14 protein-coding genes, 1 pseudogene and 1 riboswitch are annotated in these 14,912 nt (G+C 42.5%); all 15 genes and pseudogenes read left to right on the forward strand.

The window, feature by feature from the left end; all coding sequences use genetic code 11:
* Nucleotides 1-414 precede the first annotated feature (414 nt).
* Nucleotides 415-1,626 (forward strand): tyrosine-type recombinase/integrase, encoded by a 1,212-nt coding sequence (locus tag ACTNDS_RS13575; RefSeq protein ID WP_002576319.1) that lies wholly within the window; start codon nucleotides 415-417, stop codon nucleotides 1,624-1,626.
* Nucleotides 1,627-1,771: 145 nt separating this feature from the next.
* The gene (locus ACTNDS_RS13580) at nucleotides 1,772-2,983 is read left to right on the forward strand and encodes a tyrosine-type recombinase/integrase (RefSeq protein ID WP_002576318.1); all 1,212 of its coding nucleotides are present in this window, start codon (nucleotides 1,772-1,774) and stop codon (nucleotides 2,981-2,983) included.
* A 970-nt stretch (nucleotides 2,984-3,953) separates the two neighbouring features.
* Nucleotides 3,954-4,673, forward strand: coding sequence for a VanR-ABDEGLN family response regulator transcription factor (vanR, locus tag ACTNDS_RS13585; protein ID WP_118582214.1), 720 nt, complete (start codon nucleotides 3,954-3,956; stop codon nucleotides 4,671-4,673).
* The gene (locus tag ACTNDS_RS13590; RefSeq protein WP_441036418.1) at nucleotides 4,657-5,790 is read left to right on the forward strand and encodes a sensor histidine kinase; all 1,134 of its coding nucleotides are present in this window, start codon (nucleotides 4,657-4,659) and stop codon (nucleotides 5,788-5,790) included. The genes vanR and ACTNDS_RS13590 overlap by 17 nt, the downstream gene beginning before the upstream one ends.
* Nucleotides 5,791-5,883: 93 nt before the next feature.
* On the forward strand, nucleotides 5,884-6,156 hold the full coding sequence (locus ACTNDS_RS13595; RefSeq protein ID WP_441036347.1) for a VanW family protein: 273 nt from the start codon (nucleotides 5,884-5,886) through the stop codon (nucleotides 6,154-6,156).
* 373 nt (nucleotides 6,157-6,529) lie between these two features.
* A pseudogene (locus tag ACTNDS_RS13600) lies at nucleotides 6,530-7,105 on the forward strand (M15 family metallopeptidase); the annotation flags it as partial.
* 173 nt (nucleotides 7,106-7,278) lie between these two features.
* Nucleotides 7,279-8,238: a MarR family transcriptional regulator gene (locus ACTNDS_RS13605; RefSeq protein ID WP_441036349.1), complete on the forward strand. Its 960-nt coding sequence runs from the start codon at nucleotides 7,279-7,281 to the stop codon at nucleotides 8,236-8,238.
* Nucleotides 8,222-8,980 carry a hypothetical protein gene (locus ACTNDS_RS13610; RefSeq protein WP_441036351.1) on the forward strand — a complete coding sequence of 253 codons (759 nt, stop codon included), beginning with the start codon at nucleotides 8,222-8,224 and terminating at the stop codon, nucleotides 8,978-8,980. Before ACTNDS_RS13605 ends, ACTNDS_RS13610 begins: the two co-directional genes overlap by 17 nt.
* Nucleotides 8,981-9,357: 377 nt before the next feature.
* Nucleotides 9,358-9,600: a DUF1016 N-terminal domain-containing protein gene (locus tag ACTNDS_RS13615; RefSeq protein WP_441036353.1), complete on the forward strand. Its 243-nt coding sequence runs from the start codon at nucleotides 9,358-9,360 to the stop codon at nucleotides 9,598-9,600.
* A gap of 233 nt (nucleotides 9,601-9,833) precedes the next feature.
* On the forward strand, nucleotides 9,834-10,325 hold the full coding sequence (locus tag ACTNDS_RS13620) for a type III toxin-antitoxin system ToxN/AbiQ family toxin (RefSeq protein ID WP_441036354.1): 492 nt from the start codon (nucleotides 9,834-9,836) through the stop codon (nucleotides 10,323-10,325).
* Nucleotides 10,312-10,905, forward strand: a complete 594-nt coding sequence (locus ACTNDS_RS13625; protein WP_441036356.1) for a hypothetical protein — start codon at nucleotides 10,312-10,314, stop codon at nucleotides 10,903-10,905. Before ACTNDS_RS13620 ends, ACTNDS_RS13625 begins: the two co-directional genes overlap by 14 nt.
* Before the next feature lie 331 nt (nucleotides 10,906-11,236).
* Nucleotides 11,237-12,487: a uracil permease gene (gene uraA / locus ACTNDS_RS13630; protein ID WP_441036358.1), complete on the forward strand. Its 1,251-nt coding sequence runs from the start codon at nucleotides 11,237-11,239 to the stop codon at nucleotides 12,485-12,487.
* A gap of 134 nt (nucleotides 12,488-12,621) precedes the next feature.
* Nucleotides 12,622-12,993 (forward strand): GntR family transcriptional regulator, encoded by a 372-nt coding sequence (locus ACTNDS_RS13635; protein WP_008705927.1) that lies wholly within the window; start codon nucleotides 12,622-12,624, stop codon nucleotides 12,991-12,993.
* Nucleotides 12,994-12,996: 3 nt separating this feature from the next.
* A complete protein-coding gene (locus ACTNDS_RS13640; protein WP_441036360.1) occupies nucleotides 12,997-13,842 on the forward strand; it encodes an ABC transporter ATP-binding protein in 846 nt (281 codons plus the stop codon).
* Nucleotides 13,839-14,489, forward strand: a complete 651-nt coding sequence (locus ACTNDS_RS13645; protein WP_441036362.1) for an ABC-2 transporter permease — start codon at nucleotides 13,839-13,841, stop codon at nucleotides 14,487-14,489. The genes ACTNDS_RS13640 and ACTNDS_RS13645 overlap by 4 nt, the downstream gene beginning before the upstream one ends.
* 78 nt (nucleotides 14,490-14,567) lie before the next feature.
* A riboswitch (cobalamin riboswitch) is annotated at nucleotides 14,568-14,843 on the forward strand.
* Nucleotides 14,844-14,912 lie beyond the last annotated feature (69 nt).

Genomic DNA, 14,912 nt, shown 5'->3' on the forward strand with positions numbered 1-14,912 from the left:
TCTCAGCCCGGAGTAAAGTCCGGCAGCCCAGATGTATATGTAACCAATAAAAAATCAAGATTTTACTGACAACTATCTTGACAATTACCGGGACCACCTATGGAAAAATTGATTTCGCGGAAAGAGGCTGCCAAATTACTGGGGATTAGCATTGCCACTTTGGATGCAGCTCGAAACAGTGGGCTAATTTCCTATGTTCAGTATGTGCAAAATGGTTGCGTGTACTTTACAGATGCTGGCCTTCAGGAGTATATCGCAAAATGCACCCATCGTGCAAAGCCAGTGGAAAAAAGCGCTACATACCGCAAGCTGCGAAGTGTCCGAGCTTGAGCTGTTCCGTATCCTTGCTGGAACCTAATATGTCTGATAAAACAAAGGTACAGCGCTGGACATTATTCTTAGGAGGTGACGGAATTGGCAAAAAGAAAAAGGGCAATTCCTCAATATGGTACGGTCGTGCTTAACGGCATTGAATATTATAGAACCAGAGTCGAAGATTCGGATGGAAACAGAGTGGCGCTTTATGCAAAGACGCCCGAAAAGCTTTATGACAAGGAACTGGAGGCGTTAGAGCAGATTGACAGTACTACGTTTCGTCGAAGATCGCCTACGGTTGCTGAGTACTGTGAGAAGTGGCTGCTGATGCAGTCCGTCCATGTTCGGGCCACCACCTTGACAGATTATACCTCTAAGGTGCGGCGGCACATTATTGGAGGGCTGGGAGACAAGAGAATGGCTGATGTATCCCTGGATGACATCCAACTTGCCCTCGTACCTGTTTCCAAGAAGTCGGCTTCGGTTTATAAGTCTGTGGTGATTCTCTGCAAGTCCATTTTCCGGGCGGCCAAGGAGAGCCATGTGATTGACGAGGACCCGACCATATACCTGGATGCAAAGGGAGGAGTTCCCCAGGAAGAAAGACAGGCATTGACGGATGAACAGGTTGAGCGGCTTTTGGACACGATCCGGGATTTGCCGCCCTATGTATTTGTGATGATCGGTTTATATGCCGGTCTGCGCCGGGAAGAAATCCTGGCGCTGCAATGGGATTCTGTGTATCTGGATGCAGAGGCTCCGTACTTAACGGTACGGCGGGCATGGCACACAGAACATAACAGGCCGGTCATTCTTACCGAGCTAAAGACCAAAGCGGCACAAAGAAACATTCCTCTCCCGGTCTGTCTGGTTGAATGTCTGAAAGATGCAAAGAAAAAATCCACTTCGGATTATGTGATTGCCAATCGGGACGGTGATCCGCTATCCTATACACAGTTTAAGCGGCTGTGGCAGTATATTGTGACGCGGACTGCAAAGCCGAGAATGGCCAGAAAACTTGTGGACGGAAAGTATGTAAAATATATGCTTTACCCGAAACTTGGAGAAAAAGCCAGGAATAACGGCCATGTGGTATATAGCCTGGATTTTGAAGTGACACCGCATCAGCTGCGGCACACCTACATCACCAATCTGATTCATTCTTCGGTGGACCCCAAAACGGTACAATATTTGGCGGGCCATGAAAGCAGCAAAATCACGATGGACATTTACGCAAAGGTCAAATACAACAGGCCGGATGATCTTGTCAAAGCAATGGGCTGTGCCTTTGACTTATGGGACGCTGTGTAAGTTCCGAACAATTCAGAAAATGAAGTAAGAGCGAGACAAGGATGTCTCGCTCTTAGTTTTTCCTTGGCCGTATCTTTGATTCAATTTGAAATCTCTGATAAAAAGGAGGTGTAGATACATCACCACGCGAGAAAGGAAATTAATTATGGCAAAGAAGAAAAAAAACATACCTCAATATGGAACCGTCACACGAAAGGGTGTCCTGTATTACAGAACCCGGATTCTGGACGCAGACGGCAAGCAGGTGAGCTTGTATGGGACTACCTGCGAGGAACTGTACGATAAAGAGCAGGAGGCGAGACGCCAGGTAGCGGAGATCATCTTCCACCGGGAGCATCCTACTGTGGCCGAGTATTGTGAGAAGTGGCTGTTGATGCAATCCGCAAAAGTGTCGCCGGCTACACTGAAGGGCTACGCCTCCAATATGAAGAACTACATTATCAAGCCTTTGGGAGATATGTATATGGAGGAAGTAACAGCGGATGATATTCGTCTGGCGCTGATCCCATTGTCCAATAAGTCCGAGAGCCTGCACAATACGGTGAATATGCTCCTCAAGTGCATTTTTTACTCGGCAGAGCGGAGCCAGTTGCTGGAATACAATCCGTGTGAGGGGATTTCGGCAAAAGGAGGGAAACCGACCCAAAAGAAAGATTCGCTGACAGACCAGCAGGTGGAAGTGCTGCTGGAAACCGTCAAAGGACTTCCGCCGTATCTGTTTACCATGATCGGCTTATATGCCGGTCTGCGCCGAGAAGAAGCTCTCGCCTTGCAATGGGATTGTGTGTTCCTCGATGCACCCACTCCATATATCTCTGTGCGGCGCGCATGGCGATCAGAGCATAACAGACCGGTTATCTCTACAACGCTTAAGACGAAAGCAGCAAGAAGGGATATTCCCATTCCCAAATGCCTTGTGAATTGTCTGCGGGAAGCCAAGGCTGCCTCCAAATCGGAATATGTGATTGCCGATAGTGAGGGACAGCCCTTGTCATATTCGCAGTTCAAACGTGTCTGGCAGTACATCGTTGTTCGGTCTACCAAGGAGCGTACCTATTATAAGTATGTGAACGGACAGAGCATCAAGTACACTGTTCAGCCGAGTCTGGGAGGACATCAGAAAAACAATCCCAACATTGTGTATAGCCTGGACTTCGATGTGACACCGCACCTGCTGCGGCATACCTACATCACCAATCTTCTGTATGCAGGTGTTGACCCCAAGACGGTCCAGTACCTTGCCGGACATGAGAACAGCAAGACAACTATGGACATCTATGCAAGAGTAAAGTATAATAAACCAGAACAGCTATTCGATGTAGTAAATTCTGCATTTCATCAAGCTGTCCCCTCGTAAAAGTGGCCTGTTTTTTGGGTTAAGGAATAGGACAACCGAGGGGCCGAGGCTCAAAAAAGCCCGGAATATCAAGGAAAATCATCGCTCAGACGATTGAAATACGGTCTCAAAGCAGCTCGTAGAGCTCCTCAGTTCAGCAAACGATAATCGACTGCTCAGACTATATCAAAATGGTTCAAAAACCCCGGAAAATCAAGGTTTTCCGGGGTTTTCTTATACCTAAACGGGCTGATATAGTTTGACCTCATTTGACCAAACGAGAGCCGTTTTCACCCAATTTTTAGTGGTTAAATATAGGACAACCGGAGAGCAATTTCGGGGGTATTTTTGAGGGTGATTTTGGCACTCTCAGACACCGGATTTTTCGCTGGAGGGTTTGGCATAATCTGACCAAATCTGAACAATTAAATACGATTCTAATGCAGGCACTCAGTAACAATAACTGGGTGCTTTTTTGTTTCAGAGATTCCGGCATTAGAAAGGGCCGTCACTTTATGATTTTGAAGTGGCGGCTTTTTCTATTTCCAGAAACAACAGCAACAATTAGAAATCAGAAAGCCGTTGTTGTGTAAGCCCCATTTCATTTCGAGCAGTGCGCATTCTCATTCCCAATTTGCCCAAATCATCAACTGGCATAATCGTTCACCTCAACAATATTTTATCGTGCCGGTTGCGGCTGTGGAATGACCTTATTATACTGGTAAACAAGTATGATTGTTCTGGTTGTGGACCTGATTTAATAGGCGAATCATTGCTTAATAAATAAGAACGAAATATAATATAGCTTAGAGATGAACAGATACGACTAATATATCAAGGGGTTTCTTAACTTGCCAAAATTCAGCCCCAAGATATTGCAATCTGTGAGAAATTAGGAAAATCTTAATGTTTTCTCATGAAATAATAAGGATGTGCTGTGTTTGACTTTGATAATATAATAATATATACTCTTTGAAGGGAGAGTGACTTTATGTCTAATAAAATATTAGTAGTCGATGACGAAACAGAAATTGCGGATTTAATAGAAGTCTATTTGAAAAACGAAAACTACACTGTATTCAAATTTTATACGGCCCAAGAAGCCCTTAACTGCATTGAAACAACCCCCATTGATCTTGCAATTTTGGATATTATGCTTCCTGACATAGATGGATTCACTCTATGCAAGAAAATCAGGGAACATCATACCTACCCCATCATCATGCTGACAGCCAAAGATGCTGAGACTGATAAAATTACCGGCCTTACTCTTGGAGCGGATGATTACATTACAAAGCCGTTTCGCCCTCTGGAGATGATTGCACGGGTAAAGTCTCAGCTTCGCCGGTATCAAAAGTACAATCCTGCTCATTCTGATACCGGTGAAACCTCGTCTGCCGCATCAGAAGATAATCTTGTTTGCGGTTCCTTGACAATGAATATCAAGGCACATACCTGCTTTTTGGGGGAAACGCCCTTGGTGCTGACACCTACGGAGTTTTCGATCCTGCGTATTCTTCTGGAAAATACCGGGAATGTAGTCAGTTCAGAAGATTTGTTTCACAAAATCTGGCAGGACGAGTATTACAGCAAATCCAACAACACCATCACCGTGCATATCCGCCACCTGCGGGAGAAAATGGGAGATAGCATGGACAAGCCCAGATTCATTAAGACGATATGGGGGGTAGGATATAAAATTGAAAGTTGATAAAAAAGACGAATACTTTGCTTTTCAATCCAAACTCATTCGACGAGTTTGCATGAATGTCATTACCTCTATCGTTGTGGTGGTGGGGCTGTATCTTTTCATCTGGAAACAGCGAATTGGCGATTTGATTGTATGGATTCTGGAAACCGTATTCGACATGAAGCATGAAGCAGCATTTTATTATTACGGTGACCATTTTCGAGGTAATAAAGAAATTTTTTTCGCTGTGGCCGTTCTTCTAATATTTACAGTCCTCATGGTACGAATTTTCCGGTGGGTTACCGGCTATTTCAGAGAAGTCAATCAAGGGATAGAGTCATTGCTGGCAGACGATGAAAAGCAAATCCAGTTGTCACCGGAAATGCTGCCATTTGAGCGGAAGCTAAACTCTGTAAAACAAACTTTGGCAGAACGAAAAATGGAAACCGCTTTGGCTGAACAGCGGAAAGACGAATTGGTTATGTACCTGGCCCATGATATTCGGACCCCACTCACATCTGTAATTGGATACCTCAATCTGTTGGAGGAAGATCCGAATATGCCCCCTGAGCAGAGGGCTGCGCGGGTTCATATCGTGTTGGAAAAAGCCTACCGACTGGAGACGATGGTAAATGAATTCTTTGAGATCACAAAATATAAATCTCAGAAAATCACCTTGTCCAAGGAAACCATCGACCTTTATTATATGCTGGTCCAACTATCGGATGAATTGTCTCCTGTTTTGGCTCCCAGGGGAAACACCGTTACCCTGCATCTTGACGAGAACTTGACCATCGAAGCCGATCCGGAAAAGCTGGCACGGGTATTCAACAACATTCTGAAAAATGCCGTATCGTATAGCTTCCCACATACCGAGATTGTGATCTCCGCAGAAAAATTGGAACATGAAGTCATCATTCGGTTTCAGAACAGCGGCGAAGATATTCCAAATGAGGCATTGGCGTCTCTTTTCAATAAATTCTACCGGGCAGATCAGTCTCGTTCCTCTGATACAGGCGGCACAGGGCTTGGATTAGCCATAGCAAAGGAGATCGTCACGCTGCATGGCGGGGCAATCAGCGCATCCAGCAAAAATCATGTGGTTACATTTACAGTCTCTTTGCCGTTGTCAAATTAGCAATTTCTTTGTATTTTCTTAGGAATCAATCAACTTCTTATTAAAACAATCCATGCTCTTGTCCAGTAGAATGATACTGACAGGAGCATGGATTTGCTCTTTTATGAAACAAATCACCGAAAGGAGCGAAATGATGGGAAGGATACTCCGCTGACTGTTACAGAACAGCATACACATGGAATCGACCTTCACCGCAATACGCCCGGCATTCCCCAAGGAATTGACGCGGCGGTGGCGGAAGGCCGGCTGGATTTGAAGGTCAAAAACAACACCGCCTACACATTTCAAATCCAGATTTCTGTTGACAAATATCATATGAGAGGGAAAGTGGTGTCCGATGCAAAGCTGTGGACCGCCGCTGGATAGAACATAAGTAAAATCTCCCCCTTACATTAGGATTTTCTTAGGAAATAAACAACTTCATATTAAAGTTCCAAGCGCCGCTGTTCAGTACAATAAATGCTGACAGGGGCGCTTTTGTTCCCCTTCAGAAAGGAGGCTTTATATGATGGAAGAAAAAATGCTGCCTGTTCCCAATGAAGGTCATCGCTGGAGGCAAAAGCAGCGGCGGAGGCGCTTTCCTTGGGGAAGTATTGCCACAGTCATTCTAGTCGTGGCTGTTTGTGTATATGCGTTCACATTGTTTGGAGATAAAGAATCGCCTGAAAATTCCCAAGTAAACGACACCACAACGCAGGGGCCTGATGATGTGCAAGTTGGCCTTTTGGATGAAAGCTCACCCCAAAACACGCAGACAGCAAATGATGACACCGACTGGAACTTGGTGTTGGTAAACTATGAAAACGCGATCCCCGAAAACTACGAGCCAAAACTGGTAGAGGTGCCCGGCGGTGAGAAAGTAGATGAACGCATCTATGATCCTCTCATGGAGATGTTGGAAGCAGCAAAGGAAGGAAATTGGGATCAACTGCCTATGGTCGTATCCGGTTACCGCACGCAGAAAAAGCAGCAGCTCTATGACGACAAAGTGGCTGGATACCGCAAAGAGGGAAATTCCCAGAGCGAAGCGGAGGAACTGGCAAAGCAATGGGTATCTGTTCCCGGATACAGTGAACATCAAATTGGTTTAGCCGTGGACATCAACGGAGCCACCTATGATCTTTATTCCTGGCTGCAAGAAAACAGCTACAAATACGGTTTTATCTTCCGTTACCCTGGAGATAAAACCGACATCACGGGCGTTGCCGAGGAAGTATGGCATTATCGGTATGTTGGCGTTGAGGCTGCCACAGAGATGTATGAAAAAGGGCTGTGTCTAGAGGAATATTTGGCAGAAAGGCAGGCAGAGCAATGAAAAGATTGAAAATCGCTGTTTTGTTTGGCGGCTGTAATGCTCATGTTGCATCGGGTTTTTTGTAAAAATAATTTTTAATAATGTTGATTCTTAACTGTTCTTAACTCAAATATTGCATCTTAACTCAAAAAGAGTTATAATACAGAAAAAGAGTTAAGATTGCAGGTGATGACATGGAATATCTCGATAAAGTTCTGGGAGTCAAGGTTACCTATGATGATGTAGAGTTTAAGCATTTGCCCAATTTTATAGCCACAAGGTACCGTTTACAGATGGTGTCAATGAATGAACAGAAGATGATTTTTCTTTATCCTAAGACAGAACTGGAGCAGATTGAAGTACTGAAAAAACATATTGCTCGGATACAGAATAATGAGAACTTGCCTATTGTGCTGGTGCTAAAAGAACTTAGCTTTCGCCAGAAAGAATATTTGATTCGTGAGAAGATTCCATTTATTGTAGATGGAAAGCAAATTTATTTGCCCTTTATGGCAGTGTATTTGCAGGAACGGTGCAGCGCCGAAAAAAAGACAAGGGAAGAAATACTTCCATCGGCGCAGATGCTTCTACTGCATTTCATTTATGGAGGCGCACAGGAACTATCTACAAGTCAAGCTGCGAAAGACTTGGAACTGACACCTACTTCTATATCAAGGGCATCAAGACAGCTTGAAGAAATGGGATTGCTGCATATCAGAAAAGTCGGTGTGCAGAGGATCATGCAATCTGAGGATTCTCCGAAAACACTGTTCCAAAAAGCAGGAGATAAGTTGCTGAATCCAATAAAACGAACGGTTTATATTCCGAAAGAATTGGTGGGAACAGAGCTGTTGGAAAGTGGATATTCGGCGTTGGCAGAGTATTCCATGCTGAACACACCGAATGTCAGATGTTATGCGGCAGAAAGAATCTCTCAATGGAAAGATGTTATGACCAATAGCTTGCAGAATTCGCAGGTGCAAGTGGCCGTAGAGATGTGGAGATACAATCCACGAAAATTGTCCACGCGAAACATTGTAGATGAGCTTTCGCTGGCATTGGCATTGAGAGAAGATGCAGATGAACGGGTTGAAGAAGCAGTAGAAGAAATGCTGAATGAACTGTGGAGAAAGATAGATGGTTACAGGAATTGATAGCTTTAAGGAATGGTTCAAGGGCAGTGAAGAACAATATGCTATCATTGGTGGAACTGCGTGTGACATTCTGATGACGGAGGAGGGACTGGACTTCCGTGCGACAAAGGATATTGACCTTGTTTTGATTATAGAAGCAGTTGACGCAAATTTCGGAAAGAAATTTTGGGAATATGTAAAACAGGCGGGATATGAGCATTGCAACAAAAGTTCGGGTGTGCCGCAGTTTTATCGGTTTAGTCACCCAATTACAAATCAGTATCCTGCAATGATTGAACTTTTCACGCGAAAGCTGGATGCCATCCAACTTCCAGAAGATGCAGTGCTAACACCGTTACCGATGGACGAAGATATTTCGAGTCTGTCTGCTATTCTTTTGGACGATGATTACTATGAATTTTTGAAGCAGGGGAAAGTCACCGTTGATGGAGTGACTGTCTTGGATGCGGCATATTTGATTCCGTTTAAGGCAAAAGCGTGGATGGATTTGACAGATCGTAAGGCCGCAGGAGAACACGTTGATAGCAAAAATATCAAGAAACATAAGAATGATGTTTTCCGTCTGACGGAGTTGATTGATCCCACCGCCAAGGTAGTGGCTCCCCAAGGAGTTTATGCCGATATTCAAGAGTTTGTCCAGCGTATGAAAAATGAAAACGTGGATATTAAACAGTTGGGGCTGGTTGGCAGAACAAAGGAGAAGATTCTGGAAGAATTAAAAGCAATGTACGAGACACTTTAATATAGATATTTGAAGAAATTTGGTTTACTCTCAGCAGAGGAATATCTTTGTAAAGCGAGATGTCAAGTTAACTGAACCGCCGGATGCGGAACCGCATGTCCGGTAGTGTGAGAGGTCGGCGGCAAAAGCCGTCTCCTACTCGATCGTCATTGTCACTCAGAAAAGAGCCGAAAGAGATTTTACAATAAATAAATATTGATTTGAGAGTTTTATTGATTCCGTGGTATAATATTTCAATAGCATCCACAGTAGGGAGAGTACAAAATGGATAACAATCTGCAAATAAATCAAAATGCAGAACAGACCTATCATTCCATTCGCCAGTCTATTGTATCAGCACAGCATAGCATAGGTTAAGTGCTGCGGTGAACTCCACAATGGTAATAACTTATTGGGAGATTGGGGAACTGATTTATAAAGCGTGTGGAGAAAATGACAGAGCAGAATATGGAAAGAAGCTGCTTCAATATTTATCTGAACAGCTAACAGCAGAATTTGGGAAGGGATTTAGCGTACAAGGACTGCGTAATATGAGGCAATTTTATTGCACCTTTCCAAGTCGCTCCACAGTGTGGAGCGTCCGGCAGTTAGAACGGCAGATCAACACGATGTACTATTAGAGAATTTTAGTAAAATTATGGAATTATATTGATTTTTTAGGAGGAATTGCATATACTTATTATAGACAAAAGATTGTCTGAGGTGAGTTTCTACCATAAAGTGGAAACCTAAAAAAGCAGGTGAGTCTCCACCATAAAGAGAGAACCTAAAAAAGCGGTGAGTCTCCACCATAAAGAGAGAACCTGAAAAAGAGGCGAGTGATGTCGTCTCTTTTTTTGACAGATGAGGAAAAATGAAATTTTATAATATCAAAGATGAATACATCAATTATTTGAAAAAATATGATGCAAAAGTTGCAGATAATAAAAAGGGAAAGCGTCCGTATGTAGGCGTGGTACTTGAGATTGATGGGATAAAATATTATACTCCATTTGCATCGCCCAAAGAAAAGCATCGTAAAATGAAGAACACAAAAGATTTTAGGAAAATTAATCAGGGAATATATGGTGCAATCAACTTTAATAATATGATACCTGTTGTGGAATCGGCATTACTTCTTATTGATATTGATGCAATGGAAGATTTAAAATATCAGCGTTTGCTTCAAAATCAATATAAGTGTATTAAAGCTGATTGGGAACAAATTCAGTTAACAGCAAAAAGATTAAGAGATATTCTTTTTAAGAAAGATGAAGAATTGAATGGCAATGACAAGAGAATAAAGGAAAGATGTTGTGATTTGCCATTGCTGGAGGAGGTTGTGAAACATTATGACAACTATTAGTAAAAAAGAAGTACATAAATTTTTAGATACACACCCGGATATACCTTTCTCGGCAGCTAAATTTGAATATAGTTTATATCTTGAGCCTGAAGCAGTTGAATATGCCAATGCGATTTCAGAAAAAACGCTTGGTGAATCTGAAGAGGATTTGCGTTCGAAAAGAATGATTGAACAAGCAGAAACAACGGAAGAACTGTTGAAATTGATGCGAAAGCCTTTATCGGGAGGGAACCGAAGTAGATTAAGAGGAAAATTACTGGAATACGAAACAGTGATGATGCCATGCATAAAAGAAAAAACTATGAAAAACGGGCAGGATATCTTTATAGAAAATACTCTTTATTTTTTCTTGCACTGCGAAGAAAACTGTTGCGATTGGCTTATGAAAGAATACTCCAATATCCGGAATGAATATTCAAGATCTATGTTGTGCTTAGTAATTGGGTTTCGAGGAGATGTAGAAATGATTCCTTTTTTGATGAAAGAAACAGAACGTCTGGAAAGAACGTATCCCCAAGAAACATATGCACAAGGTCCGATACTTGCTATTCAGGAACTTGCTGTCAGATTTCTTAATTGAAGTCTATGTGGTGTTCTGAGGAGTAATGAGTAGTCCTACGTTTGTAACGTGTTTGCAACACTACATTCCAAAAATCCAGTAAAATCAAGCCTTCCAAGTTACCTAAACGATAATTATTGCTGTTCAATATTATGCTATTTATCCCGGAAGTATTTTTGCCTCCGGGATTTTATTATGTTATAGGAAATTACTCCGTAATGTTCCTATAACATAATAAAGCCCTCCGGGCAGGATTCTTTCTTGTGCATGAAAAAGATAGTGGATTTTTCAGAATAATATGTGTATAATGAAGCAAAATGTGAAAAAATAAGGGAAAAGAGAGGAAGAAAAAGTGGAAAAAAGAATTATTCAGGTAGAAGACAAGGTGCCTGCAAAGCTGCTGATCCCGCTTAGTATCCAGCATATGTTTGCCATGTTTGGTGCATCTGTACTGGTTCCGTTTCTGTTCGGGATCAATCCGGCCATCGTACTGCTGATGAACGGTGTGGGAACTTTACTGTTTATTTTGATCACAAAGGGAAAAGCTCCGGCTTACCTTGGATCAAGCTTTGCTTTTCTGTCACCGGGAATTCTGGTCATGACAAAATTCGGATACCAGTATGCACTGGGTGGATTTGTAGTTCTTGGCATTGCTGGTATGATCCTGGCGCTGATCATTGGAAAATGTGGAACCAAATGGATTGATATCGTGCTTCCCACAGCTGCAATGGGACCGGTAGTTGCACTGATCGGTCTGGAGCTTGCCGGAAGTGCTGCAAGTACAGCAGGACTTCTTGACGATAAGATAGATATGAAAAATGTGATCGTATTTCTGGTAACACTGGGAGTTGCAGTGTTTGGACAGATTCTGTTTAGAGGATTCTTATCAGTGATCCCAATCCTGATCGCAATCATTGCAGGATATGTGGCAGCAGTTCTCTGCGGAATCCTGGATTTTACAGCAGTAAAAGAGGCTACATTCTTTGCGCTGCCTAATTTCCAGCATCCGAAATTTAATCTGGAAGCGATTTTGACAATCTTCCCGGCACTTCTTCTGGTAACATCCGAGCATATCGGACATCAGATCGTAACCAGCAAGATTGTAGGGAAAGATCTGCTGAAAGAACCAGGCTTACATCGTTCTCTTTTTGCAGACTTCTTTTCTACAACTCTGTCTGCATGTATGGGTTCTGTACCCACAACTACTTATGGTGAGAATATTGGTGTTATGGCCATGACAAAGGTTTACAGTGTGCAGGTAATCGGAGGTGCGGCTGTTCTCTCTATCTGCTGTTCCCTCCTTGGAAAACTGGCAGCACTGATCAATACCATTCCCGGTCCTGTAATCGGAGGAATTTCTTTCCTACTCTATGGTATGATCGGTACATCAGGACTTCGTATGCTGGTAGATAATAAGGTAGATTACGGTAAATCCAGAAACCTGACACTGACCTCTGTTGTATTTATCGTAGGTCTTTCCGGAATCTCCCTGAATCTGGGAAATGTAAAACTGACAGGCATGGTACTGGCATGTGTTGTAGGTATGGCACTGAGCCTGGTGTTCTATATCCTGGACAAGCTACATCTGACAAATGATCAGTGATATTGGATAACTGATATATAAATGAACGAAAACCTTCGGGCAGGAATGTCCGGAGGTTTTTGTGTATAACAGTATAAAACAGTTGACAACAGTTATGCGCTGTTATATACTGTTTGTAGATGGAGGAGAAACATATGCATATAATAATCAATAATTCATCCATGGTACCTATTTATGAACAGATCATAGATCAGATTAAGTCTGCGATTATCAGAGGAGAGTTACAGCCGGACACTGTATTACCTTCAGTACGCAGTTTGTCAAAGGAACTGAAGATCAGTGCCCTGACTGTGAAGAAAGCCTACGACAATCTGGAAGAAGAAGGATTTACCGTCACTGTTCATGGAAAAGGAACCTACGTTGCAGCCACAAATAAAAACCTGATGAGGGAAGAACAGCTCAAAGAAGTAGAACATGATCTGGAGCAGGCAATCATGAAGGGCAGAAGATGTGGACTGAACGATGAGGAAATCAGAAATCTTTTTGAAATGATCATGGAGGACTAAGACATGTTGAAAATCAGTCATTTGCAGAAACATTACAGAGGTTTTTCGCTGGACTGTTCTATGGAAGTACAGCCTGGGATGATTACAGGACTTATTGGAAGAAATGGTTCCGGGAAATCCACCACATTTAAAGCTTTGCTCGGCTTGATTCATCCGGATGGCGGAGAGATAGAGGTCTTTGGGAAAAAGGCAGAAGAGCTTAAGCCGGAGGATAAGCAGAAACTGGCAGTTGTTTTTGCAGATTCAGGCTTCAGTATGTATCTGACAGCAGCGGGCGTGGCAAATATCATGAAAAGCATATATCCGGATTTTGACAGAGAGAAATTCCTGCAGCAGTGCAGAAGATTCAATCTGCCCACAGACAAGAAAATCAAAGAATTTTCCACTGGTATGAAAGCAAAGTTTAAAGTACTGGCAGCATTAAGCCATAAGGCAGAACTGCTGATTCTGGATGAGCCCACAGTTGGTCTGGATGTGATCGCCAGGGATGAGGTGCTGAACATGCTGAGAGAATATATGGAAGAAAATGAAAGCAGTTCTATTCTGATCAGTTCACATATTTCATCAGATCTGGAGAGTCTTTGTGACGATTTTTATATGATCCATGCCGGAAAAATTATCCTTCATGAGGATACAGATGTACTGCTGTCAGATTATGCAGTTCTTAAAGTTGCAGAAGAAGAGTACGAAAAACTGGATCAGCAATACCTTATTAAGATCCGGAAAGAAGCTTATGGATACAGGTGTCTGACAAACCAGAAACAATTTTATATGGAAAATTACCCGGATGCTGTAATTGAGAATGGAAAGATTGATGATCTGGTAGTGATGATGGAGGAACAGGTATGAAGGGATTATTTGTAAAGGATATAGAACTGATGAAACAGCAGAAACAGTTTTTTATCCTGGTTATTGTAATGGGAGTCATCCTGAATCTGGCAGGAAGCGGGAGCGTCAGTTTTGCTATAGGATATTTTACGATTGCCACAGCAATTTTTGCAATTACAACTATAAGTTATGATGAGTTTGATAATGGTCTTGCATTTCTTATGACCTTGCCGGTTACCAGAAAACAGTATGTGGCGGAGAAATATCTGCTGGGAGCAGGGCTTACGGCTGCAGCGTGGGGAATTGAAGCAATAACGGGAGTGATCTGTAAAGGTGTGGCAGAGCTTCAGGGGTGCCTGAGTGAGAAAATTATTGACACTCTGATATACATTCCACTGGCGCTTCTTATGTTGTCAGTATCGCTCCCGCTTGTAATACATTTTGGAGCAGAAAAAGGACGTTATATTGCAATGGTCATGTGGGCTATTATAATTGCCGTAGTTTATATTCTGATAAAAACAATGGGACTTTCAGCAGACGCAGTCGGTGCATGGCTGAATGGACTGAACTGGGGAATGGTATTGGCCGGAGTTGTATTATTTACAGTAATTGTATATATGGGATCTTTTTGGATTGGTGTCCGGCTTATGGAGAAGAAAGAATTCTGATGTGTCTCGAATATGGTTGTAATTATAAAAGCAGTGTGCTAAAATTATATCAGCGTAATTGAATAGCTGTTAAGTGAACATTATCATACGCAGATTTTGTGTATGATAATGTGAGAGGGAATCAGGTGAAATGCCTGAACGGTTGCGGCCACTGTATACAGAAAAAAGCGGGATTGTAATATGTCATTGCATAAATATGTGAGAAGGCGGAATCCGGCTGCCAGAGAGTATCTGGAAATATTTCTGATACAATATTCATGAACTGCTGAAGCATGGATGTTGTATCAGTTTTTATTTTATGGGAACTTTCTGTGATCTGTGAGTCAGGAAACCTGCCTGACAGCGTAAAGAAGGAGCTTCCGTAAAAAGTATCCGTTATTCTTATCACTTCTATTTTACTTTTTCTGAAGTCCCATCTTTTCG

Source organism: Blautia sp. HCP3S3_C12 (assembly GCF_052064155.1).
Classification (GTDB): Bacteria; Bacillota; Clostridia; order Lachnospirales; family Lachnospiraceae; genus Blautia_A.